This window comes from Treponema denticola (genome assembly GCF_024400535.1).
Taxonomy (GTDB): domain Bacteria; phylum Spirochaetota; class Spirochaetia; order Treponematales; family Treponemataceae; genus Treponema_B; species Treponema_B denticola_C.
Genome location: NZ_CP038800.1, coordinates 2,108,228 through 2,132,096, shown reverse-complemented (window position 1 = coordinate 2,132,096; position 23,869 = coordinate 2,108,228). Strand labels below are relative to the sequence as shown.

Annotated in this window: 20 protein-coding genes and 1 pseudogene; 18 read left to right on the top strand and 3 right to left on the bottom strand. The window is 39.7% G+C overall.

Features of this window, described 5'->3' with window-relative positions; translation table 11 throughout:
• Positions 1 to 23 precede the first annotated feature (23 nt).
• The 11 genes and pseudogenes from E4N78_RS10060 (at position 24) to E4N78_RS10010 (ending at position 14,283) form a co-directional block, all read left to right on the top strand.
• Positions 24 to 251 (top strand): hypothetical protein, encoded by a 228-nt coding sequence (locus E4N78_RS10060; RefSeq protein WP_255810419.1) that lies wholly within the window; start codon positions 24 to 26, stop codon positions 249 to 251.
• Between the two features lie 14 nt (positions 252 to 265).
• The gene (locus E4N78_RS10055) at positions 266 to 1,150 is read left to right on the top strand and encodes an ISAs1 family transposase (RefSeq protein WP_255810418.1); all 885 of its coding nucleotides are present in this window, start codon (positions 266 to 268) and stop codon (positions 1,148 to 1,150) included.
• A gap of 63 nt (positions 1,151 to 1,213) precedes the next feature.
• Positions 1,214 to 2,226, top strand: a pseudogene (locus E4N78_RS10050) (DMT family transporter).
• A 335-nt stretch (positions 2,227 to 2,561) separates the two neighbouring features.
• Positions 2,562 to 4,655, top strand: a complete 2,094-nt coding sequence (locus E4N78_RS10045; protein WP_255810416.1) for a methyl-accepting chemotaxis protein — start codon at positions 2,562 to 2,564, stop codon at positions 4,653 to 4,655.
• Positions 4,656 to 4,882: 227 nt separating this feature from the next.
• On the top strand, positions 4,883 to 7,459 hold the full coding sequence (gene leuS / locus E4N78_RS10040) for a leucine--tRNA ligase (protein WP_255810415.1): 2,577 nt from the start codon (positions 4,883 to 4,885) through the stop codon (positions 7,457 to 7,459).
• Positions 7,460 to 7,547: 88 nt separating this feature from the next.
• Positions 7,548 to 7,718: a hypothetical protein gene (locus tag E4N78_RS10035; protein WP_002667639.1), complete on the top strand. Its 171-nt coding sequence runs from the start codon at positions 7,548 to 7,550 to the stop codon at positions 7,716 to 7,718.
• A 107-nt stretch (positions 7,719 to 7,825) separates the two neighbouring features.
• On the top strand, positions 7,826 to 9,289 hold the full coding sequence (gene purF / locus E4N78_RS10030) for an amidophosphoribosyltransferase (RefSeq protein WP_255810414.1): 1,464 nt from the start codon (positions 7,826 to 7,828) through the stop codon (positions 9,287 to 9,289).
• Between the two features lie 120 nt (positions 9,290 to 9,409).
• Positions 9,410 to 10,876, top strand: a complete 1,467-nt coding sequence (locus tag E4N78_RS10025) for a TldD/PmbA family protein (protein WP_255810413.1) — start codon at positions 9,410 to 9,412, stop codon at positions 10,874 to 10,876.
• Positions 10,873 to 12,207, top strand: coding sequence for a TldD/PmbA family protein (locus E4N78_RS10020; protein WP_255810412.1), 1,335 nt, complete (start codon positions 10,873 to 10,875; stop codon positions 12,205 to 12,207). Before E4N78_RS10025 ends, E4N78_RS10020 begins: the two co-directional genes overlap by 4 nt.
• An 11-nt stretch (positions 12,208 to 12,218) precedes the next feature.
• Positions 12,219 to 13,610: an RNA polymerase factor sigma-54 gene (rpoN, locus tag E4N78_RS10015; RefSeq protein ID WP_255810411.1), complete on the top strand. Its 1,392-nt coding sequence runs from the start codon at positions 12,219 to 12,221 to the stop codon at positions 13,608 to 13,610.
• Positions 13,611 to 13,641: 31 nt separating this feature from the next.
• The gene (locus tag E4N78_RS10010; RefSeq protein WP_255810410.1) at positions 13,642 to 14,283 is read left to right on the top strand and encodes an MBL fold metallo-hydrolase; all 642 of its coding nucleotides are present in this window, start codon (positions 13,642 to 13,644) and stop codon (positions 14,281 to 14,283) included.
• Positions 14,284 to 14,289: 6 nt separating this feature from the next.
• Here E4N78_RS10010 and amrS read toward each other — a convergent pair whose 3' ends face one another.
• From amrS to E4N78_RS09995, 3 genes are all read right to left on the bottom strand, one after another.
• Positions 14,290 to 15,189 (bottom strand): AmmeMemoRadiSam system radical SAM enzyme, encoded by a 900-nt coding sequence (gene amrS / locus E4N78_RS10005; protein ID WP_255810409.1) that lies wholly within the window; start codon positions 15,187 to 15,189, stop codon positions 14,290 to 14,292.
• A 48-nt stretch (positions 15,190 to 15,237) separates the two neighbouring features.
• On the bottom strand, positions 15,238 to 16,347 hold the full coding sequence (locus tag E4N78_RS10000) for an L-threonine 3-dehydrogenase (protein WP_255810408.1): 1,110 nt from the start codon (positions 16,345 to 16,347) through the stop codon (positions 15,238 to 15,240).
• Between the two features lie 152 nt (positions 16,348 to 16,499).
• Positions 16,500 to 18,302 carry a hypothetical protein gene (locus E4N78_RS09995; protein ID WP_255810407.1) on the bottom strand — a complete coding sequence of 601 codons (1,803 nt, stop codon included), beginning with the start codon at positions 18,300 to 18,302 and terminating at the stop codon, positions 16,500 to 16,502.
• Positions 18,303 to 18,590: 288 nt separating this feature from the next.
• On the opposite strand from E4N78_RS09995, the gene rpmH reads away from it, so the two are divergent.
• The 7 genes from rpmH to E4N78_RS09960 are packed head-to-tail and all read left to right on the top strand — an operon-like array spanning position 18,591 to position 23,867.
• Positions 18,591 to 18,746: a 50S ribosomal protein L34 gene (rpmH, locus tag E4N78_RS09990; RefSeq protein WP_044979600.1), complete on the top strand. Its 156-nt coding sequence runs from the start codon at positions 18,591 to 18,593 to the stop codon at positions 18,744 to 18,746.
• Between the two features lie 11 nt (positions 18,747 to 18,757).
• Positions 18,758 to 19,114, top strand: a complete 357-nt coding sequence (gene rnpA / locus E4N78_RS09985) for a ribonuclease P protein component (protein WP_255810406.1) — start codon at positions 18,758 to 18,760, stop codon at positions 19,112 to 19,114.
• Positions 19,111 to 19,332, top strand: a complete 222-nt coding sequence (gene yidD, locus E4N78_RS09980; RefSeq protein ID WP_255810405.1) for a membrane protein insertion efficiency factor YidD — start codon at positions 19,111 to 19,113, stop codon at positions 19,330 to 19,332. The genes rnpA and yidD overlap by 4 nt, the downstream gene beginning before the upstream one ends.
• Before the next feature lie 39 nt (positions 19,333 to 19,371).
• Complete coding sequence (gene yidC / locus E4N78_RS09975; protein WP_255810404.1) at positions 19,372 to 21,126, top strand: membrane protein insertase YidC; 1,755 nt, start codon at positions 19,372 to 19,374, stop codon at positions 21,124 to 21,126.
• 32 nt (positions 21,127 to 21,158) lie between these two features.
• On the top strand, positions 21,159 to 21,869 hold the full coding sequence (jag, locus tag E4N78_RS09970; protein ID WP_255810403.1) for an RNA-binding cell elongation regulator Jag/EloR: 711 nt from the start codon (positions 21,159 to 21,161) through the stop codon (positions 21,867 to 21,869).
• 52 nt (positions 21,870 to 21,921) lie between these two features.
• Positions 21,922 to 22,788: a DUF6675 family protein gene (locus E4N78_RS09965; RefSeq protein ID WP_255810402.1), complete on the top strand. Its 867-nt coding sequence runs from the start codon at positions 21,922 to 21,924 to the stop codon at positions 22,786 to 22,788.
• A complete protein-coding gene (locus E4N78_RS09960) occupies positions 22,785 to 23,867 on the top strand; it encodes a peptidylprolyl isomerase (RefSeq protein ID WP_255810401.1) in 1,083 nt (360 codons plus the stop codon). Before E4N78_RS09965 ends, E4N78_RS09960 begins: the two co-directional genes overlap by 4 nt.
• Positions 23,868 to 23,869: the final 2 nt, after the last annotated feature.

Genomic DNA, 23,869 nt, shown 5'->3' with positions numbered 1-23,869 from the left:
TAAAAACTGCCGATAATGTAGGTATGGAAATAGAAAATATATTTGATTACTTTAACGACATCAAAATAATAAGCAATTACGACGGATATTTTTACAGCGTAAATGAAGCTTTAAAAATATTACTACTTGGACTTCTTTGCGGCCGTAAAAACATTAGAGAAATACACGAATGGGCAACTGCCGACATTATAAAAGATAGGCTCAATAAAGAATTCGGCATAAAAAAAAGATACCTTGCTATTATTGGCTAACCTGTCTACTTAAATTGATAAACATAGACTCATTAAACGAATGTTTTATGAATATGGCTGAAGCTCTTATCAAAGAATACGGTACAGAAAAGCCTCTTACAATAGCGATAGACGGAAAAACTATCCGTTCAACAGATAAAATGAGCAGCTATGAAAGTCCGCTGCACATAGTCTCTGCACAAGTTGCAGAATTTGGTATAACATTGGCACAAAAGTGTGTTAAAGGAAAGACAAATGAGATACCTACGGTTCAATCTCTTATAAAAACTCTTAATATAAAAGGGCATATAATCGTTGCAGATGCCTTAAATTGTCAAAAAGAAACGGCAAAAATCATAAAAGAAGGAAAAGGGGACTATTTATTGTCGGTAAAAGGGAACCAGCCTTTATTAAAAGCGGATATTGAAGAATATGTTCAAGATGAAATTCTAAGAAAACAAATGGACACGGCTTGTAAAAGTGAAAAAAATCGTGAAAGAGTTGAAAAGCGAACAGCCTTCTGCACAACTAATTTAGGTTGGATGGATAATACGGATGAATGGGAGGGGTTAAGCTGTATTGGAGCTATTCATTCAGAGTTTAAGAGTAAGAAAGGAAAGAGTGATGAATGGCATTATTATATTTCGAGCAGAAAACTTACAGCTCAACAGCTATTGGATATAGCAAGAAAAGAATGGGTTGTAGAAACCATGCATTGGTTATTAGATGTTCATTTTAGAGAAGACTTTTGTCGGCTTTTAGATAAAAATCTACAACAAGCCTTGAACATAGGACGGAAAGTGGCGTTAAATTTGGTCTCGCGATACAAACAAAAAAATGCACCTAAATCTTCTTTGTCACACATTATGTTTAAAGCTCTCATGGATATATCTTTTATCAAAAAAATATTACAAAATTGATTTCCATGGGTTTAATGAAGTTTAAAATATTAAAGTAATCGGCTTGTATTTTTTTTTCTTTTTTTGTATAATCGGGTTCAATTTAATAACCTTTTTCAAAAAGGAAAGCTCGTTCTGGAACTTTTTGAGGCATTTGCATTTGCCGTTTTACTGACGATGCAAAGGAATTTATTTTGAATAATACCAAGATTACCGTTTTATCTCGATTGGCCTTGTTGGTTGTGGCCATTGTATGGGGCAGCTCTCTTGTTGTTGTGAGCGAAACTACCGATTTTTTTAAGCCTAATTTTTTGTTAAGTTTAAGGTTTACTATCGCTTGTCTCTTGTTATGTATAGTTTTTTATAAAAAATTAAGGCTTATAAACAAGGACTATCTTATGAGAGGCGGAATTGTAGGCTTTTTCCTTTTTATAGCTTATTCAAGCCAGACTTTCGGCGTTACAACTGCCGGCGGTCTTCCGGGGCGCAGCGCTTTTCTATCGGCCTCTTATTGTGTGATTGTGCCGTTTTTAGGCTGGGCTGTAAATAAAGTAAGACCCGATAGGTATAATGCTTCAGCTGCAATTTTATGTATCTTGGGTATTGGTCTTGTTTCATTTAATGATCTTGTCCTTTCGTCGGGAGTAGGTATAACCATGGGAGATTTTTACGCTCTCTTAAGCGGACTGCTTTTTGCCAGCCATATTATAAGTATTACCCGTTTAAGTAAAGGAAAAGATCCTATTTTGATGACTATTATTCAATTCGGTGCGGCTGCTTTAATTTCATGGATTGTAACGCTTTTATTTGAAGACAATAGTTCAATAGTTTGGAGTTCTTCTTCCATCGGTTCTGTCCTTTATCTTGCAGCAATTTGTACAGGCCTTGCTCTTCTTTTGCAAAACATAGGTCAAAAGCATACTGACGCTTCAAGCGCCGCGATTATTTTAGGTCTTGAATCTATCTTCGGTATAATCTTCTCTGTGATTTTTAAAGGTGAAAAACTGGATTTATATTCGGTTCTAGGTTTTATTTTGATTTTTATTGCGATTATAATCTCAGAAACGAAGCTGTCATTTTTAAAAAAAGAAAGATAATATCTTTGTTTACTACATAATAAAAGCCATTAAAGACTAAAGCTTTAATGGCTTTTATTGTTAATTTTTCTATTAAAGTCTTGTTTATTTGACTTTATCAGCTTGACAGTGAATAGTCTTTTTCTTATAATGCCGTTCACTGTAGAAACAGGTGTTTTTTACTAAAAATTAAATTTCTTACCAGCCCCCGCTATTACTAGGTATTAAATACTTAGCACATCCTAAACTTGACAAAGGGGAATTGTTTAATTATTTAAAACATCTATAGTATTTATAGGTTTTATAAAAATTTCATAATCGTACATTAGGAATTATTTTACTTAAGGAGAAAACAAATGAAAAAAAGATTTTCAATGCGGAATAAGCTATTGATTATAGTCGGAGCTTTGATTTTTATAGCAGGTTTTACGCTGGGTGTCTTGGGAGTACGTACTGCGCGAAAAACCGTAACTGAAAAGGTGGAGGTTCATCTTAAAGATAAGGCTGCCGACACTGCAGAGATTATAGACGGAAGGGTTATAGCTTTCTTTCAATTTTTAGAAGGAATAGCCCGTATGCCTATATTAACCGATAAAAATGTCCCATATAATGAAAAAGCCGATATATTGGATAATGAAGTCTCTTTTAATGAAAGGTTGGAACAGCTTAATTTATATGATCTTTCTGGAATACGCACTACAAATGACGGACAAGTTATATCGGTAAAGGATCGTGACTGGTTTAAATCCGCTGTAAGCGGCAAACGGTTTGCATCCGAGCCCATTTTATCCCGCTCTCTTAATAAACTCGTTTTCGTCTTTGCAGTTCCAGTGTACGGCAAAGATAAGAATGTTGTTGCCGTGTTAAACTGCACGATCGGGGCCGAACATCTATCCAACGATATTGATGATATCATAGTCGGGGAAACAGGAAATTGCTATATTTTAGGTTTGACCGGAACGATAATAGCACACAAAAATTTTGATTTGGTAAATTCTCAGGATAATATTTTAAATAATGCAAAAACAAACAAAGACTTCGCCTCTTTAGCAAAATTTATGCAACAAGCTTTGAGCAGCACAAAAAGTGAAGTAGGGTTTTATGAGTATAAGGGGGAGTCCTATATAGCCTCTTATGCAAAGATGGATAACACCGGTTGGACCGTCATTATAAGGGCTCCTATAAAACAGTTTATGGGAAGTATTGATGCCCTGCGCAATAAAATGCTGCTTATAGGTTTTACTATTTTAGCAGTAAGTTTAGCTATACTTTTTGTTGTTTCTTATAATATGATAAAGCCCATAAATGTTGTGGTGTCTGCACTCAAGGAAATTGCCCAAGGCGGAGGAGATCTAACTGTCCGCCTGCCCTTGGTCGGAAATAACGAGGTAACGGACTTATCCGAATACTTTAATAGAACAATCGAAAAAATCGGTACATCAATTAAAATAGTCGGAGAAAACAGTGATGAGATGACAAATACAGGTTCGGAACTTGTAAGCAATATGACTGAAACAGCCAGTGCCGTCCATGAGATAAGTGCAAATATCGACGGAGTAAAAAAGCAGGCTCTTACCCAAGCTGCAAGTGTCAGCGAAACGGCAGCTACCGTAGGAGAGATTATCCGGACGATAAAAAATCTTAACGGAAGTATTGAAAATCAGGCAGCAAGCGTTGCAGAGTCTTCGTCAGCGATTGAGCAGATGGTAGGTAATATTGCTGCAATTACGCAAACTCTGGATAAAACAAACGATGTTATAAAGACCCTTGCAGCAGCCACTGCCGACGGAAAAGAAACTGTTGCCGGAGCAAACGATGTAACGCAACGCATAGCTGAAGAATCAGGCGGTCTTTTGGAAGCGAGCAATGTTATTCAGCATATTGCAAGTCAAACAAACCTATTAGCTATGAATGCCGCTATTGAAGCTGCTCATGCAGGTGAAGCAGGAAAGGGCTTTGCCGTTGTAGCTGATGAAATACGCAAGCTCGCAGAAGAATCCAGTACTCAGGGAAAAACAATTACCGCAACCCTTAAAATACTTTCGGGAGAAATTGAAATGCTTTCGAATGCTGCAAAAACAACAGAGGATAAGTTTAACACTATCTTCAACTTATCCGAGCAGGTAAAAACAATGAGCCAAAATTTGATGAATGCTATGTTGGAACAGGAAAACGGCAGCCGTGAAGTACTTACAGCAATCCGTGACATCAATATAGTAACAAACCAGGTAAATGACGGCTCTGCCGAGATGCTGAGAGGCGGCGAAAATGTTGCTAATGAAATGCAAAAACTTGATGCTCTTACACGCGTTATAACGGACAGCATGAACGAAATGGCTGCTGGCGCTGTTCAGATAAGCAATGCAGTACAGGATGTAAGCGATATTACCCAAAAGAATAAGCGCAATATAGACAGCCTATCGGCAGAGGTAGGAAAGTTTAAAGTTTAATAAAAAAGATGTACATTCATAAACGGACTCAGGATGTCCGTGGTTATGTCAAATGCGTACATCCTTGTACGCATTTGACACCGAGTTTTTTGCGAGACAAAAACACTCGAAGTCCAAAAATGTACTCTGGATGTACATTTTTGGACGGCACTTGAATTTTCTCCTTCTTTTCTATAAAATATCTTCCGTCAATTTTGATAGATTCATCAATTTTCTTGGAGTAAAATATGGCTTATCCCTTTAGCACGATAGAACCCAAATGGCAAAAATATTGGGAAGAAAATAAAACATTTAAAACAGTTGAAGACAAAAATTATCCTAAGGATAAGAGACTCTATATTTTGGATATGTTTCCCTATCCTTCGGGAGACGGCCTCCATGTAGGGCACCCTGAAGGCTATACTGCAACGGATATTTACAGCCGTTTTTTACGCATGAGCGGATACAATGTACTCCACCCGATGGGCTTTGATTCCTTCGGACTGCCTGCAGAAAACTATGCCATAAAAACGGGCGTTCATCCTCTTATTACCACCCGAAAAAATATGGAAACCTTTAGAAAGCAGATTAAATCGATAGGTTTAAGTTATGACTGGGATAGGGAAATCTCCACAAGTGAAGAATCATATTATAAATGGACCCAGTGGATATTCCTTCAATTATTTAAAAAGGGATTAGCCTACGAAAAAGAAGCCCCCATCAACTGGTGCCCTTCCTGCTTAACAGGCCTTGCCAATGAAGAAGTAAAGGACGGAAAATGCGAAAGATGCGGAGCTCAAATTCAACGCAAAAACTTGAGGCAGTGGATTTTAAAGATAACCGAATATGCCGAACGCCTCTTAGAAGACTTGGATGAACTTGACTGGCCCGAATCCATCAAAATCATGCAAAAAAACTGGATAGGCAAGAGTACGGGAGCCGAGGTTGACTTTGCCCTTGTAGATAAGGACGGAAAAGAAACCGGACAAAAAATCAAGGTTTATACAACCCGCCCCGACACTATCTTCGGAGCGACCTACATGGTCTTGGCCCCGGAACACGAGCTCGTAAAAAGCATAACTACAAGCAGCCAAGAAAAAGCCGTCGCCGCTTATATCGAAGAGGCCGCAAAAAAAAGCGACCTCGAAAGAACAGACCTCGCAAAAAACAAGACCGGCGTTTTTACGGGAGCCTATGCAATCAATCCATTGACGGAACAAAAAATCCCCGTCTGGATTTCGGACTATATTTTAATCTCCTACGGCACGGGAGCAATTATGGCTGTCCCCGCCCATGATGAAAGAGACTTTGAGTTTGCTGCCCAATTCAATCTGCCTAAAATCAAGGTTGTAGCCGGTGCGGAAGAATGGGAAAGCGGAAAAAGAGACTTTTCTGAGGAGCCTGAGGCTTGTACAACCGAGGACGGCTATTCGGTAAACTCAAAACAGTTTGACGGTCTAAAAACGGAAGAAGCAAAGACAAAAATCACGGAATATCTTGAAAGCTTAGGCCTTGCAAAAAGAGCCGTAAACTATAAACTCCGTGACTGGATTTTCAGCCGTCAGCGCTATTGGGGTGAGCCTATACCATTGGTACACTGCCCCTCTTGCGGCATAGTTCCACTGGACGAGCATGACCTTCCCTTAACCCTTCCCCAAGTAGAAAGCTATGCTCCAACAGGTACCGGAGAAAGCCCCTTGGCGGCTATCGACTCTTGGGTAAATACAAAATGTCCCAAATGCGGAAAGGAAGCAAAACGGGAAACCAATACGATGCCTCAGTGGGCAGGTTCTTGCTGGTTCTATCTCCGCTTTATAGACCCTCATAACAACGAAGCCTTTGCCGACAAAGAAAAATGCGATTACTGGATGCCTGTAGACCTCTATGTCGGAGGAACCGAACATGCTGTTCTCCACCTATTGTATGCAAGGTTTTGGCACAAGGTCTTGTATGATCTGGGACTGGTTTCTACAAAAGAACCCTTTACACGGCTTGTAAATCAGGGAATGATAACCTCCTTTGCCTATATGAGAAAAAACAAAAGCCTTGTTCCTGTCGATAAGGTTAAAAAAATATCTGAAACCGAATTTGAAGACATTGAAACCGGAGAAAAACTTGAACAGGTAATAGCCAAGATGTCCAAGAGCTTAAAGAATGTTATCAATCCCGACGACATCATAAAGGAATATGGGGCAGACACCCTTCGCCTCTACGAAATGTTCTTAGGCCCCTTAGAGGTTTCAAAACCTTGGAACACAAGCGGCATCATGGGCGTGTTCAGGTTTTTGGAAAAAATCTGGAATATGTCCGACAGGGAAATATACAAAACTCCCGTCAACGATACCTCGACCCCTGAAACCAAGACCTTGACAGTTCTTTTAAATAAGACCATAAAAAAGGTAACCGAGGACACAGCCTCTCTTAACTTTAATACTGCCATAAGCCAGATGATGATTTTTATAAATGAGGTTTCAAAGCACAAAAAAATACCCCACTATGTTTGGTATAATTTTGTAAAACTTTTAAACCCCTACGCTCCTCACTTGGCCGAAGAGCTTTGGCAAAAGATGGGAAATGATGAATCGATAGCCTATTCTCACTGGCCGATGTTTGTCGAAAAATTCTGCGTTGACCAAACCTGCACTGTGGTAGTACAGGTAAACGGAAAACTCCGCGGTAAGTTTGAGGCAGAAGCAGGAACCTCTAAAGAGGAACTGGAACGCCTTGCTTTATCGAATGAAGGAGCTGTCCGCAATATTGAAGGCAAGGAGATTAAAAAGATAATTACAGTGCCCGATAAGCTCGTAAATATTGTAGTACAATAGAATATAATCGGCTCTATTGACATAAAGCTACTTTTTTTTTATACTTATTAGGTTAGCATAACAATAAATATTTTACTAGGAGGCAAGTATGGCTGGTGCAAGTAAAAACTCTCGAACTGCTGCTGCGACTCAAAAATTTAATTGTCCTTGCGGCGGAGACATCGTATTAAAAACAATGGTCGATAACGGTAAGATTAAAAATATTGCAGAATGTTCAAAGTGTAAAAGAGTTGAACGACGACCTAAAGACTTTCATTAATCGATCAGGTTTAAAAGTTCTTAAAATGCCGAAGAGGGAGGCTCTTTCTATAAGATGAGAGGTCTCCCTTTGTTTTTTTTGATTAGATTTGAGGAGAATAGGGTAAAATGAGCAAGGATGATATTTTTAAATCGAGTTTGGGGGAAGAATGCGGAATTGCAGCTGTCTGGGATTCAAACTCCTATAAGACAGAAAATCCGGAAAGGCTGCCTTTCAGGCCGGATGACGCTGCCCGCTCGGTTTTTTATGCTCTTTTTTCTCTTCAACACAGGGGACAAGAGGCCGCCGGAATGGCTGTTTCAAACGGAAAACATATCCGAGTCTTCAAAAAACCGGGCCTTGTTTCCAACATTTTTACCGAACACGATATATCGAATCTCCAAGGTTATGCTGCCATCGGCCACACCCGCTACTCGACTACAGGTTCTTCTTCTTTTGGAAATATCCAGCCCTTTTATATAGAAACAATGCACGGGCCTATAGCCCTTGCTCATAACGGAAACCTTGTAAATGCCCCGCATTTAAGAAAAACACTTTTGGAAAGAGGGGTAGGGCTTTCTTCTACCTCCGATACCGAAGTTATGATTATGATGCTTGCAGCTGCCAAGGGCGATTCTTGGGCGGAGCGTATAGCTTCATGTATGCGAGAATGGGAAGGAGCTTTTTCGATTGCCGTTTTAACGGTTGAAGGCATTTACATAGCCAGAGACCCTTGGGGCTTCAGGCCTCTTTGTGCCGGAAGTTTTCAGGACGGAGTATCGGTTGCGGCAAGCGAATCTTGTGCTCTTTTAACGCTGGGCTGTAAGGATGTTACTGAGGTAAAAGCCGGTGAGATTCTAAAACTTGTCGATAACGGAGCCGAGCTTTGTATGCGTATTCCGCCTAAGGAGCCTCTTTCCCCATGTATTTTTGAGTATGTCTATTTTGCCCGCCCCGACTCGGTTTGGAACAATGCTTCGGTTCATGTATCCCGTGTAAATTTCGGAAAGGAGCTTGCAAAGAGCTCTCCCGTTGAGGCCGATATAGTTATAGCCATTCCCGACTCGTCCCGTTCGGCAGCCATAGGCTACTCTCAAGAATCGGGTATTCCCTATGATGAAGGCTTTTCAAAAAACCGCTACATAGGACGCACCTTTATTCAGCCTACCCAAAAATTGCGTGACCAAGGTGTTGCGATGAAGTTCAATGTTCTTTCCGAAGCTGTCCAAGGAAAACGCATTGTTGTGGTAGATGACAGCATCGTCAGAGGAAGCACCATGGGGCCCTTAATCAAAATGCTTAGGGGAGCGGGTGCAAAAGAAGTACACATCAGAATATCTTCTCCTCCGGTACGATACTCCTGCTTTATGGGTGTAGATATGGGAGACCCCGAAAACCTCATCGCTCACAAAAAATCGGTTGAAGAAATCAGGGAACACATCGGTGCAGACTCCTTAGTTTATCTATCCCAAGAAAGTATGCTCAAAGCGATGAAGGATGCCGGAGCAAACACCCGCTTTTGCTGTGCCTGCTTTGACGGTAAATACCCCGTCGATGTCAGCGGCGCCGCCGATAAAAACAGCTTTGAGTAAAAAGCATTTTTAGGTCCTATTGTAACTCCATAATATCCTGTTTGATCTTTTCCTTTTTTTTCAATTGCAAAATCTGCCTCTTTTTGATATAATAGCTCTAGTAATTATTTAGGGGGAAATATGATTTATACATCGGAAAGTCTGCTTGAAGCTGCAAAAAACGCCGTTCCTAAGGCGGAGCTTGTAACTTTACGCATTCACCGCACAAGGGAAACTTCTTTTGAGGCTCAAGATGGAGCTTTTGAATCTTCCGGTTATGGGCTTGATCAGGGTTTTATGGTTGAAGTCTTGTATAAGGGGCATATTGCTTATGGGGCAACTCAAAACATGACGCCTCAAGGAGCTGCCGAAGCTGCCTGTCAAGCCTTTAATGCCGCTCAAACCGCTTCGGCCTTTAAGATTGCCGATTTTGACAAAAATGTCAGGCCGGATACGGAATTAAAATACGAGACTCTTAGGGGTAAAAAGACCCGCCCTTCCAAAACGGAAATTTTCGATTATCTTTTTGAGATATGCAATATTTTAAAAGTCTCTGATGAAGTTATTGACACTCATGCTTATGTAAATTTAGGCGAAGAGATGATAGAGCTTTTAAGCTCAGGCGGGGCAAAAATCTTACAAGATTTTTACACAATAGGTTCAAGTTTCGGTGCCGCTGCCCGCCGAGGCGACATAATTCAAAGACGGACTTATAATGGCTCAGGTGCCCGTACCTTTCAGGGAGGCTATGAGTTTTTAAACTTTGCCAAATCCAAGGTAGAAGCCAAACGGGTAGGGAATGAAGTAATAGAGCTCTTGGGAGCCGAGTCCTGTCCTTCCGACAGGCGCACCCTCGTTCTTATGCCCGACCAAATGCTTTTACAAATTCACGAAAGCGTCGGCCACCCCTTGGAAATTGACCGCATTTTAGGTGATGAAAGAAACTTTGCAGGCGGCAGTTTTATAAAGCCTGAAGATATAGGAAGCTTCCAATACGGCTCAAAGCTTATGAATATCTGCTACGATCCTACGATTCCATATCAGCTTGCCACATTTGCCGCCGACCAAACAGGGGCTCAGGCAAAGAAAACATTTATAATCAAGGACGGAATCTTAGTTTGCGCCTTGGGAAGCCTTGAAAGTGCAGTCCGCCTCTATGCAGGCAAACCCGTTCCGCCGGACAAGATGGTCGCAAACCAAAGAGCAACCTCGTGGAATCGTCCGCCGATAGACAGAATGGCAAACCTAAACCTTGAACCGGGAACCAGCAGCTTTGATCAAATAATTTCTTCAATCGAAAAAGGAATTATTATGACATCTAACCGCTCATGGTCGATAGACGATTACCGCAATAAATTTCAATTCGGATGCGAATACGGCCAATTAATCGAAAACGGAAAAATTACGAAAACCGTACGCGACCCGAACTACCGAGGTGTATCTCAAAACTTTTGTCGAAACCTCTGTGCCGTAGGCGACAAATCCACATTCCATGTTTACGGAACGCCTAACTGCGGTAAGGGAGAACCGAATCAGGTTATCAGTGTAGGACACGCAAGTCCTGTATGCGCATTTTCTGATGTAGAAGTTTTTGGAGGCGGAAAATGAAAATGAGTTTTAAAGAATATTTTGAATCGATTGCCGATTTTATGCTTTCTGAACTGCTTGAGGGAGAAAAAATTTCGATTTCTTTTTCGGGCGAAAAAAGCTATTTTATGCGCTTTAGCAAGGCTAAGGTACGCCAAAACGGAATGGTTGATCAAGGTTATTTTTCTTGTACTTTTTGGAAAAAGAACCGCACCCATAATTTCAGTTTCGGTATTCAGATGAGTATGGAAAAAGATAAGAGGATGGCTGCAGAGGCTCTTCAAGAAGCTAGAGACTCTATAATGCTTCTGCCCGAAGACAAGTACCAGTCAATTCCCGAAGCCTCGCAAACCTCTTCGGCAATATATACGGGAAAACTTTTGCCCGAAGATAAGATACCCGAAACTATTTTATCTCCCGTTAAAGACCTTGACTTTGCAGGTCTTTATTCTCAGGGCGTTATTTGTAAGGGTGTTATAACTTCTGCAGGGGCAAGTCACTGGTTTCAAACAGAAACCTTTGTTTTGGATTATTCGGTTTGGCTCGAAAACGGCCGCGGTATAAAATCTCTTTATTCGGGAACTGAATGGAGTGATGCTCAATATAAGCTAAAGATAGAGCAAGCTCGAAAGGGCTTGGAGGTTTTACACACGCCTCAAAAAAAATTAGCCCCCGGAAAATACAAAGCATTTATAAGTGCCGATGCTCTTCTTGATGTAACGGACTTTTTTTCGTGGAACGGTTTTAGCGAAAGGAGTATGCAGCAAGGCTCCAGTGCTTACCTTGCCTTAAAAGAGGGAAGAGAGCATTTTTCCGATAAGTTTAATTTGACTCAGGACTTTTCGCTTGGGCTTGAACCTGCCTTTAACTCAAATGGAGAGCTTGCTCCCGAAAAATTAAGCATAATCGAAAAAGGTAAGCTTAAAAATACCTTGGTCAGTTTAAGAACCGAAACCCAGTACGGGGTAAAGTCCAACGGTGCTCCTTTAAGCGAAAGCATGCGTTCAATAGTTATCGGAGCGGGAAACTTAAACGAAGCTGATGCCGTAAAAGAGCTGGGTACGGGTATTTATATTTCAAACTTTAACTACCTAAACTGGAGCGATACCTCATCGGCCCGCGTTACGGGAATGACCCGCTTTGCCTGCCTTTGGGTAGAAGACGGAAAAATCGTTGCCCCCATTGCCGATATGCGTTGGGACGAATCCTTGTACAATATGTTCGGGGAAAACCTTTTAGCCGTAACAAAGGAAAGCCGCATCTTTGCCAACACCGGCACTTACGGCAGAAGAAGCACAGGAGGAGCTTCGCTTCCCGGCATCTTGGTAAAGGATTTTAACTGCACGCTCTAAGGTAAAAATAAATGTTATTAAAGCAAAGGCAGCAGCAGATTCTATCTCAAAAAATGGTGATGAACCAGCAGATGCTGAATGCTGTTGCCCTGCTTAATTTATCGAGCGAAGAACTTCAGGAAGAGGTAATAAAAGAAGTAAAGCGGAATCCGGCCCTTATTTTTAAAACCTCTTCCCGAGTGAGTGCCGCCTCTGCTGAAGAGGGGGATAAGCATCAAAGTTTTTTGGAGAGCATCGAAGATGATTCCCGCAAAACCCTTCAAGCTCATCTGATTGAACAAGCCGGAGAATCGATTGCGGACGAATATGTCCTAGATGCGGCAATGCTCATAATTCAAAATTTGGATCAAAACGGTTTTTATTGGGTGCCTCTTGAAGAACTTTTTGCAGACTTGCTTGCCGAAAAAAAGATAAACCATGCTGAAATAAAAAAAGCTCTTAACATTGTCAGGCGGTTTGAGCCGATAGGCTGTGCCTGTTCCGGTTTTAAAGAATCGCTTATTGTGCAGGCCGGAATCCTTTGCGAGTCGCCCAAAACGCATGAAATCCTTGATATTTATAAAACCATACATTCTCTTTGTGTAAAGATAATAAAAGAACACTATGAAATTCTTGTCTTTGTTTCAGATTTAAAACTTTTTATAAAAAAACTTGCTCAAAAAAAAATCGATATAGATTTTGAAACGGCGGAAGAACTTGCAGGACTGATAGGTGCCTTAAACCCCAAGCCGGGCCTTATCTATGCAAGCAAAGGAGACGGCGAAAAATTTATTACGCCGATTGCCGAGATAAAACGGGAAGGGAATGAGCTTAAGATTATAATAAATGATGAGGAAGTTCCTGCCTTGGAGATTTCGCCCGAATATGAAAAAATAAAAAATTCCGGTTCAAAAGAAGAAAAAAAACAGGCTTCGGAGTTTTTAAACAAGGCAGCTCTTTTTATGAATGTGCTTGCCTACCGCAATCAGACTATACTAAAGGTCTTAACTGCTCTTGTAAATTTTCAAGAGGCCTTTTTTTTAGGCCGCCCCTGCAAACCGTCCTCTGAAGGGGAGAGTGAAAAAATGCAGGCAGGTTATTTAAAGCCATTGAAACAAATCGATATTGCAGAAATTGTGGGCCTAAGCCCTTCTACCGTTTCGAGAGTTTCAAACCAAAAATATATAAGATGCGAGTGGGGCATCTTTGAAATTAAAGACCTATTTTCGCCGGAAGTAAGCGGCGGACTATCAAAAGACTTTGTAGAAAAAGCAATACAAGAAATCATCGAATCGGATACCGAAAAAAAAACCGATGCCCGTATTTCGCAAATCTTAAAAGAACGCGGAATCGATATCGCCGTAAGAACTGTAAATAAGTACCGCAAAGAAATAGGCCTCCCTTCTTCTTATCATCGCAATTGACATTTTTGCCGAATTGCCGTATAAAAAAGGTATGGAAATTACGGAGATTTATACCGGCCCGCTTTTTGTAAAGACTTGGGCTCTTCCCTTGGATAAAAAAACGATTCTCCTCGTTGATCCGGGCGGCACGGATGAGGAATTGATGGAATACCTAAAAAATAAAAATGCCGAAAGACTCGAGATTATGCTTACCCACGGACATTTTGACCATGTGGGCGGTGTGCCAGAACTTATGTTGAAATATCCCGGTTCTTCTTTGTGGATTCATCATGCAGATGCAGGATATCTGGGCAAAAACGGAAAAGAAAAGCATATTGCATGTTTTAGCCAAATCCGTGCAGAAAGATATATAAAAGCTTTAAAATACGATTTTCCGGAGCCTACTGCCTTGTTAAAAGACGGAGATATTGTAAACGGTTTTAAGGTTTTATATACTCCCGGGCATACAGAAGGCTCGGTTTGCTTTTGGAATGAGGAAGCAAAAGTACTCTTTTCGGGAGATACCCTTTTTTACCGCTCCCATGGGAGAACAGACCTTTTGGGCGGAGACGATCAGAAGATGAAGGCTTCACTAAAATCTCTTTTAAATTTGCCGGATGACACTACTGTTTATCCCGGGCACGGTTCCAATACCTCGATAGGTGCTGAAAGGGGCTGGATAGAAAAAATTTAGAGAATCTTAAATATTCCCCGGATAAACATATTTTAAATTTCTTTGGGCTGTCTTACATAGGTGCCTGATTGTTTCAGGCCTTGTGGGGGGCTTATCCCTTATCTTGTAGGCAGGGTAGAAGGCCGAGATATGAAGAGGTATGTCGGGTCTTATTTTTGAAAGCATTTGGGAGAGGGCGTCTATTTCATCGTCGCCGCTGTTATATCCTTCTATAACCAAGCAGGTAACTTCAACATGAATTTGTGGGGCAGCTTTTTTTATAGTGTTTATTACAGGTTCTATTTTTCCCTTACAGACCTTGGTATAAAACTGCGGAGAAAATGACTTTAGATCGATATTCATAGCGTCAACCATCGGAAGAATTTTATGTAAGGGTTCTTCTTCGATAAAGCCGTTTGTTACAAGCACTGTTTTTAAATCTTTTTCTTTTGCAAGCGGGAGGACATCCTTTATATACTCATACCAAATCGTGGGCTCGTTATAAGTAAAAGCTATGCCGATAGAGGGCGTTTTTAAAACAGCCCCAATCAGCTCCTCAGGGCTGACCTCATCCCGATAATTGTTAGGTTTCTTTTCTGTTTTTTCTTCTATTGGAACGGAATGAACAAGGAAATGGTTTTGACAAAATAGGCAGTCAAAGTTACAGCCGAAGGTTCCTACCGAGAAGATATAAGTAGAAGGATAAAACCTGTATAGGGGCTTTTTTTCGATTGGGTCGAGGGCTGCTCCCAAAACCTTGCCGTAGTTTAAGCTGTAAAGTTTTCCGCCCATGTTTTTGCGGCTAAGGCATCGGGAGCTTTGTCCCTCTTTTATAAGACATCTGTGAGGGCATAAAAGGCAGCGTATTTTATCGTCTTCATTTTCTAAAAAAGAAGATTCTTTTTTCCAAAATTCCGCTTCTTTCATAGCCCTCCTAAAGTTCTTTTAAAAAACTCTTTTTTTAAAAGTCAAGGTTTACTTCTTTTTTGCAGTTCCCTTGGAAGGTTTGGCTGCCGGTTTCTTTGCAGCTGTCTTGGGAGCCTTTTCTGCAGGCGTCGCCGGTTTTTTAGCGGCAGGAGTCTTAGCAGTGCTTACCTTTACTGTAGAAGGTTTTGCATTAGGAAGCTCGATTCCTAATTTTTCGCTCAATTTTTCGAGCATATCCTTTGTCATGCTTTCAAGATTATACTTAGGCTTCCAACCCCATTCTTTTTTTGCACAAGAATCATCGAGGGAGTTAGGCCAAGAATCTGCTATAGCCTGACGTACGGGGTCGACATCATAGCTCATCTTAAATTTGGGAATATGCTTTTTAATTTCGGCAGCTATCGTTTCGGGAGCAAAGCTCATAGCGGTGATATTAAAGGCGTTTCTGTGTTTTAATTTTGCAGGGTCTGCCTCAAGAAGTTTAAAGATAGCGTTTAAGGCATCGGGCATGTACATCATGTCCATAAGAGTTCCTTTTTTGATAAAGGAAGTATAGGCGCCTTGCTTTAAGGCTTCATAGTAGATATGAACAGCGTAGTCGGTTGTTCCGCCGCCGGGGAGGGCCTCATAGGAAATAAGGCCGGGGAAGCGTACACCTCTTGTGTCTACGCCGAATTTTTGGTGATAGTAATCGCACAAAAGTTCTCCGGCAACCTTTGTAACACCGTACATTGAGGTAGGCCTCTGGATTGTATCCTGCGGAGTCTTATCGGCAGGGGTCGAAGGGCCGAAGGCTGCGATTGAGCTGGGCACAAAAAGAGAATATTTTTGTTCTCGTGAAAGTTCCAACATATTGTGTAAACCTGTAAGGTTAATCTGATAGGCTAATTGAGGATTTTTTTCGGCAACGGCTGAAAGAAGGGCTGCAAGGTGGATGATCGTGTTTACCTTATATTTTTTGCAAACCTCAAGAGTTTTTTTGCCGTCAAGGACATCGAGCTTTTCAAAGGGGCCGCTTCCAATAACCTTGGGTACATCTTTTTTTTCGATATCGGAAGCTATAACATTATCGTTTCCGTACTCTTTTCTTAAAAACATAACCAATTCACTTCCGATCTGTCCCAGTGAACCGGTAACCAAAATTTTTCTTTTAGTCATACTATCTCCTTTTTTTTGCAGTAGGTATTCCTGCCAAAAAATCTATTTTTAATTTTACCATATTTTTATTTTATGTGCTAGATGTTAAAAAGCCTGCTTTTAAGAAAAACTTAAAAGCAGGCGCTTTAATTATAATATTTAACTATACAATATTATAAGGGATTCCCTCTAAAAGTTAATGTTGACTCGGTTGTTCCTCCTGAGGTAACTTTTATCCTTATGGTACCGTTCAGATTGTCGGTAATAGTTGCAGTTATTTGTTCTCCGGGATTACCTTCTCGGATGCCGTTGAAGGTATAGTCTGGACCGCTTCCGGTGATTGTGCCTATGTAGTTTTTTTGAGGATAGCTTCCTCCTTGATTTTCTCGTATTGATAAACCTCCTTCGATTGTTCCATTAGGGGCGTTCCAAGTATATATATCGGAAATCCAAGATGTTTCAGAAGATGCCGGATGATAATTCCATTTCCCTTTATTTTCATACCAAGGTTTTGAAGGATTGTGAACTGCCTCTGTTTCAAAGTGCAAGTTTCCTCCCGGATCTTTTCTTATAGAGTAAGTATAGGTACAAGGTTCTTTGGCTTCTTTTATCATTTGAGCGGCATATTGCTGAAGTTGTTTTTTTAATTCAGCTAACATATCCTCCGTTGATGCATTTTCAGGTAAGCCATGCCTCATAGCTATTCCTTTTTTTACTTCTGTAAGTACGGCTTTTATTTTCTCTGTTTGTTCTTCAGCGGAAAGAGCTATAAATTGTTCATAGGTCATAGTAAAGGAAAACAGCCTTTTTTTTAGAACATTTTCAAAAAATTCTTTATCATCGTATCCTGATACATCTTCATCAAAAAAATCTTTTAAATCTTTTTTTAGATCTGCGATACTTATAGTGGGTTTACTCAAAAGAGTATCAATGCCTTTCAACTGATTTTTTATATAAGTAAGCTCCATGTCTGTCATAAGACTAGCGTATTCTTCAATGGTAATCCATGTGCCTTTCGGTGAAAGAACAGATGTCAGTCTTACGGTAATTTTTTTGTTTGTGCTATCCAATGTGTATGAGTATAGGGTACCTTTTGAAAGCTTATTCTCCCGGAATTCCTTTATAGTTATACTATTTTGTGCAAACTCATAAACTCGTTTAGTATTCGGACCGTAGATGTTGTTAATTTCAATCTTTGTAGGCGGTAAAACTGTAACTTCAAAGTCTTTTGTTTTTCCGTTTGCGGTTGCTGTCAGTTTTACCTTTTTTTCTATAAGATCGGGTATAACTACTGCTTTTTTATCGGGATAGCCTTCAATTTTTATGATATGTTCATTTTTAGATAACCAATCAATTTGTGTATTGTTTTGTAATTCTTTAGGCAGATTAAAATCATCGCTTACTGTTAAGGGAATCGTTAAGGCTGCCAAATAGTCTTCTTCTGATAGGGTATCTCCGCTTTTAAATACTTTTACCGTAAAATCCCTTGATTTTGAAGTACCGTTTTTTGTTAGGGTAATAGTAATTTTTACATTTGTAGTTTCCGGAGGTAATGCTTTGACCTTCAACTGGTTAGGTGCTTCATATTCGATAAGGTCTGTGTTATTTGAGGTTATTTCAGCCGTTACCCCTGCTGCTGAGGGTAAATTGGAAATTGTAATAGTTTCGGGGGCAGCGGTAATAATAGCTTTGTCTAAGCTTATTTTTCCTAAAAGAGCTGTCAACTCGGTTTCTTCCGTGTTAATAAGGGGAGGCTCTAGGTTGGGAACTACAACGGGTGGTGTACTGCCGTTTCCTGAGGATCCATTCCCACTAGATGAATTGTTTCCGTTAGGCTGTGTTCCTACGTTGCTTTGATTAGAAGAACCGTTGTCCTTTGCGGGACCTGTTCCCGTGGGACAAGCTGTAACTAAAAATACGGCACTTAAAGCTAAGATTAAAAGTGCGGCCATTGAAACAAAATTCTTATGTTTCATAAAAACTCCTTGTTCTGCATTCTGCAGGATTATAATTTTATGAGTTTTCATTTTTTATATAAATCCGTTTAAAAACAGCCTTATTGCAAAATATGAAAACTTTCTTCCATTATACCCCGAAAAAGTCAAGGACTTTGATACTTTAAAATATTAAGAATATTCAGCACTCTTGACTTTTATCCCCTTAATTGATATAATCCCCAATCTTTAATGTGTATTATCCTTAATTAGGATTATATTGAAATCTTTGAATGGAAGCCCCATTCTATAATATAAGGAGTCTAGTTTATGAAACGGACATATCAACCAAGTAAAACAAAGCGGGTTCGACGCTTCGGATTCCGTGCACTTATGAAAACAAAGGGCGGTCGTGCTATTTTAAGCCGCCGCAGAGCAAAGGGCAGACGCAAGCTTTCAGCTTCCGACGAAAAAAAACCGTTCTAAGTTTCTCTTGAGTGAGTAATTTTACATTTTCCGGAGAAGAACGGTTAAGGAATAGGTCATGTATTAAGGCCGTATTTCAAAAAGGTCTTAAACTGAGCTTAAACGGAGTTAGCTTGTTTCTCCTGCCTAATGGATTGGAGTACAATCGATTCTTATGTACTTTTCGACGAGGTTTCGGTTCCGCAGTGATGCGGAACAGGTCTCGGAGAATATCAAAAGAAGCCTATAGACATATAAAACATAGGTTAAAAACGGGAAACGACATTATCCTGCTGGTTTTTTCAGAAAAGGATTCTTATTCTCTTCGTTTAGAACAGCTTACCGCCCTCTTTTTAAAAGCGAAAATGTATAATGATGAGGCTTTATGAGAAAACTTTTAGTAAGTTTTTTGTGTGCTTGTATAATCTTTTATCAAAAGGCTATTTCTCCTCATTTCCCGCCTAGCTGCAGGTATGAACCTACTTGCTCGCAGTATGCTATCGAAAGCATAAAAAAATACGGCCCGTTTAAGGGAAGCGGTATGGCTTTACTTAGGATTTTGAGGTGTAATCCTTTTTGTAAGGGAGGATACGATCCTGTTCCTTAAAATGATTAACCTATAGAAGTTAAAATCTAGGAGTTACAATTGAAAAAAAATACTGTTTTGGCCGTTGTGCTGTCAATGCTTGTTTTCGGAGGGTGGCTGTATATTCAGCAAAAATACTTCCCTACCGAATATAATGTTCCCCAAAAACCTGTTGCTCAGGCGCAGGGGCAAAATCCGAGTCCATCTGAAAATGCCGTTCAAACTTCTTCAAATCAAATTTCAAATTTGATGATTGAGGCTGTTGCAGATTCGGATTTTCCTTCAAGAGAACAAACCTACGTTATTGAGACCGATATTATCCGTGCTGTTTTTACAAACAAGGGCGGAGATATTATTTCTTATAAATTAAAGGAACATGCTTCAGCAGGGAGTGATGAGCGTGTTGAAATGATAGAAAATGTTACCGAAACTAACAGAGCTCTTTCTTTGGCCTTCGGCGGCTCTGAAGCTCAGGCTGTGGATATGCTTTTTAATGTAAAAGAAGAAAGTCTTTCCGACGGGCGAAAGCAGATAGGCTTTTATCGGGATATAAAGCTAAAAAATACGGACGGCTCGGAAACTGTTTTTACTCTTGCAAAACGCTATACATTTATCCCGGGTGATTATATGTTTACCCTTGAGGTTTCTATTGACGGAAAAGACGGAATGAAGGGGCTTTCTTTCGGGGATAGTGCTTATACTTTAAGAAGTGCTCCTCAGATCGGCCCTGAATGGGATAAGGTAAACGATAAATACGAATACAGAGCCCTTTCTTATTTTGCAAATGAAAGGAAAAAGGAAGACAGAAGCATTACAGACGGAAAAACAAAGGCTGTAAACGACTTAGCTTCATGGGTAAGCGTTTCAGGCAAGTACTTTTCCTTTATCATTATACCCAAAGACCCTATTCAAAAAATGTTCTTTTCAGGAGCAAAGGAAGAGGGTGCAAAGCTTCACAATTCCCAGTTTTTTATTTCACGCCAGCCTATTGTCGGAAATGCAGCCTATGACCAATACAGGGTCTACATAGGCCCCAGTTCCGAAAAGATATTAAATTCTTATAATTCGGCAGCAGCAAATAATTACGGTTATGAGAATTTAAGAATAGACAGCCTAGCTGCGTCAAGCGGTTTTTTAGCCCCCTTGGAAAGAGTTTTAAAATTTATTATGGAGCTCTTATATAAAGTTATTCCGAACTGGGGTGTGGCCCTTCTATTACTTACTCTTTTGATGCGCATCATCTTTTTCCCGCTTACCCAAAAAAGTTCGAAAGCTACAAAGAGGATGCAGGAACTTCAACCTCAGATTAATGAGCTGCAGCAAAAGTACAAAAATAATCCTCAAAAACTTAATGCCGAAATGGTTAAATTTTATAAAGAAGCCGGTTATAATCCTGCATCGGGCTGTCTGCCTCTGCTCATTCAGCTTCCATTCTTGTTTGCTATGTTCGGATTATTCAATAACTACTTTGAATTCCGCGGGGCTAGTTTTATTCCCGGCTGGATTCCTGACCTCTCGGTGGGGGACAGTATTTTGAAATTCGGTTTTACTATTCCGTTTTTAAATTGGACGGATTTAAGATTGCTTCCTATTATTTATACCGCCTCTCAGCTTTTGCACGGTAAGCTGACGCAGACTCCGGGGCAGTCTCAGCAAAATCCTTCTATGAAGATAATGATGTATTTTATGCCGATTTTCTTTTTCTTTCTTTTTTATAATGCACCTTCGGGGCTATTATTGTTTTGGACATTTTCCAATATTTTGATGCTTTTACAGCAGCTTATAATCAATAGGTCTATGAAGAATAAAGAATAATTATTGTAAAAAGTTTTTATGGGAGAATAGATATGATATATGAATTTGAAGGAAAGACAGAGCGGGAAGCTATCGATATTGCGGTGGCAAAGCTCGGTCTTGAAAAAGATCAGTTTGATGTTGAAATTTTAGAAATTCAAAAAAATTCCTTGTTTAAAAAAGGATATGCGAAGATAAGAGTACATGTTGATGAATCTTTAAGGACTAATGCACATGATAATGCAGAGCAAGATTTAGAGACCGAAAAGATTGAAGAAGAGCGGGATCTAAGAACTTCCGACGATATTTCGGATGGTGCGGAAAAGACTAGGGCCTTTATTCAGACTCTTATAGAAAAAATTGGCTATGATTGTTCCGTGTCATTAATTGCTTTCGATAAAAAACATTTTTCTTATAGAATCAATTCTAAGGATGCTGCAATGCTGATAGGCAAAAAGGGTAAAAATTTAGATGCTGTTCAGCTTCTGGCAAATGTATATGCCGGTACCATAGGCCATGCTTATACCCGTGTATCTGTGGATTGTGAAAGTTATAGAATGAGGAGAGAGGAACTGCTTATCCGAATGGCTTACGATGTTGCCGATAAGGTACGAATGACAAAGAAGTCTCAGCTTTTGGAACCTCTTAATCCCTATGAGCGCAGAATTATACACACAACCTTAAATGCCGTAAACGATATTGAAACTAAAAGTGAAGGTAATGGTTTATATAAACAGGTTCGCGTGTTCTATAAAGGTATATAAATATAATAGGCGGGCTTAAATCCTCTTAGAGGTAATAATTTTAGGAGATTTTATGAACAAGATTAAAATGATATTCGTGTTTTTTTTAGCCTGCTTGTTTTCAATTTTTGCAAATGATGATTCTTCACCCCCCAGTATTGAGCAAAGACTTGCAGATATTCTTGATAGCAAAATAGCAGCTGAACTTGTTCAAAAAAAGGAAATTCTTAAACTAAAATACGGGGCTTCAAATATGAAAGCAGAAATGCAGCCTATATTGGCTCTTTCTGAAAAGATGTCTTTACAATTACCGAAACAAAAGCCTGCTTTTTTAGGTGAATTTATGTCTTTGTATAAAAAAGAAGGTTCCAATAATCCTGATGTGTCCAAAATATTGCGTCATATTTCGGGACTTGAAGGTACTGAATATTTTTCAAACTCTTATCAGGAAATGAGGCCTCTTTATTTGACATCCTACGCAGTAAAAGAAGTAAAAACTTCGAGCGGTATAGCTTATGAGCGGATAGATGATCCTTTAAATGAGGAATTTGAAGGTCTACAAACCCTTGCTCGTCAAGTCGATGCTACATTTGGAGATTTTATTTATAGGTACCGTTATTTTAAAAGCGGTAAGGATGTTGGTATGATATGCGTAAATACCCAAAAGATTACACATCCGGATATGAGCCTTATTTCTCTTCAGCCTGAAGCAATGGCCTTATCTATGTGCGTATATGATCTTGATGATTATATTTTAATCCATTGTGTAAGTACTGCAAAATTTCCTATAATTCCTTTTATAGGCGGCAAGATTAAAAGATCGTTTTCTTCGCGGTTGATGGCCATCTATGATTGGTTTATTGAAGAATATAAATGCGCAGAAAAAGGTATAGAATATAGACCAAAAACTAATTCTGATAATGAAGGAAAAATAAAATGAAAAAATTATGGATCATGATTATTGCAATTGCATTTATGATTTTAGTTGCGGGAACTGCTGCAGCTATCATAATAACAAATTCCGGTATGGAAAAAGGAGATAAAAGAATGAGCAAAGTTGATTTAAAGATGGAATCTTTAAAAGAAGACGGTCTTTATGCCGTGATCGATACGGATAAAGGTGTAATTGTTTTAAAACTTTTTTACAAAGATACGCCTTTAACGGTATGTAATTTTGTAGGTCTAGCTGAAGGAACTCTTGATGCTGCAAAGGGAAAGCCTTTTTATGATGGAGTCTCCTTTCATAGGGTAATAGCCGATTTTATGATTCAGGGAGGAGATCCTACCGGCACAGGTTCAGGCGGTCCCGGTTATAGATTTCCCGATGAGATTGTAGAGAATTTAAAGCATGACGGTCCAGGTGTTTTGTCGATGGCAAATGCAGGTCCCGGAACTAACGGTTCGCAGTTTTTTATTACCCATGTTGAAACTCCTTGGCTTGACGGTAAGCACACGGTTTTCGGGCGGGTTCTTGAAGGTCAGAATGTTGTAGATGCAATTCAACAAGGCGATAAAATTAAAACCGTTAAAATTATAAGAACCGGAGATGAAGCAAAGGCTTTTAAAACCGATCAAGAAGCCTTTTATAAATACCTTTCAAATTCAAAAGAAAGTGAAAAGCGCAGAGCAGAAGTTATTGCAAAAAAAATGGAAGACTTGATTAAAACAAAATATCCTCCTGCAAAACTTGATGATGACGGTGTATATTCCTTTGTTATAAAACAAGGAAAGGGAGATACTCCTAAACAAGGTCAAACCTTAACAATGAAATACAAGGGCTCTCTTTTAGAAAACGGAAAGGTCTTTGATGATTCCGATATGCACAAGCCTTTAGAATTCCCTGTGGGTGTAGGCCGGGTTATTCCGGGTTTTGATTCTCAATCGTCGAAAATGACTTTGGGTGAAAAACGAATTATCATTATTCCTCCTCATCTTGCTTACGGTGAAGCTGGCGCAGGCGGTGTTATTCCTCCGAATGCTTATTTAGTTTTTGAACTTGAGTTGTTAAATATAAAATAACA

Coding starts and splice junctions, on each gene's coding strand:
- yidD (WP_255810405.1), top strand. CDS start 19,111: ATGAGAAAACTTTTAGTAAGTTTTTTGTGTGCTTGTATAATCTTTTAT.
- rpoN (WP_255810411.1), top strand. CDS start 12,219: ATGTTATTAAAGCAAAGGCAGCAGCAGATTCTATCTCAAAAAATGGTG.
- jag (WP_255810403.1), top strand. CDS start 21,159: ATGATATATGAATTTGAAGGAAAGACAGAGCGGGAAGCTATCGATATT.
- E4N78_RS10010 (WP_255810410.1), top strand. CDS start 13,642: ATGGAAATTACGGAGATTTATACCGGCCCGCTTTTTGTAAAGACTTGG.
- E4N78_RS09960 (WP_255810401.1), top strand. CDS start 22,785: ATGAAAAAATTATGGATCATGATTATTGCAATTGCATTTATGATTTTA.
- E4N78_RS10025 (WP_255810413.1), top strand. CDS start 9,410: ATGATTTATACATCGGAAAGTCTGCTTGAAGCTGCAAAAAACGCCGTT.
- amrS (WP_255810409.1), bottom strand. CDS start 15,189: ATGAAAGAAGCGGAATTTTGGAAAAAAGAATCTTCTTTTTTAGAAAAT.
- leuS (WP_255810415.1), top strand. CDS start 4,883: ATGGCTTATCCCTTTAGCACGATAGAACCCAAATGGCAAAAATATTGG.
- E4N78_RS10000 (WP_255810408.1), bottom strand. CDS start 16,347: ATGACTAAAAGAAAAATTTTGGTTACCGGTTCACTGGGACAGATCGGA.
- E4N78_RS09995 (WP_255810407.1), bottom strand. CDS start 18,302: ATGAAACATAAGAATTTTGTTTCAATGGCCGCACTTTTAATCTTAGCT.
- E4N78_RS10020 (WP_255810412.1), top strand. CDS start 10,873: ATGAAAATGAGTTTTAAAGAATATTTTGAATCGATTGCCGATTTTATG.
- E4N78_RS10045 (WP_255810416.1), top strand. CDS start 2,562: ATGAAAAAAAGATTTTCAATGCGGAATAAGCTATTGATTATAGTCGGA.
- rpmH (WP_044979600.1), top strand. CDS start 18,591: ATGAAACGGACATATCAACCAAGTAAAACAAAGCGGGTTCGACGCTTC.
- E4N78_RS09965 (WP_255810402.1), top strand. CDS start 21,922: ATGAACAAGATTAAAATGATATTCGTGTTTTTTTTAGCCTGCTTGTTT.
- purF (WP_255810414.1), top strand. CDS start 7,826: ATGAGCAAGGATGATATTTTTAAATCGAGTTTGGGGGAAGAATGCGGA.
- E4N78_RS10035 (WP_002667639.1), top strand. CDS start 7,548: ATGGCTGGTGCAAGTAAAAACTCTCGAACTGCTGCTGCGACTCAAAAA.
- E4N78_RS10060 (WP_255810419.1), top strand. CDS start 24: ATGGAAATAGAAAATATATTTGATTACTTTAACGACATCAAAATAATA.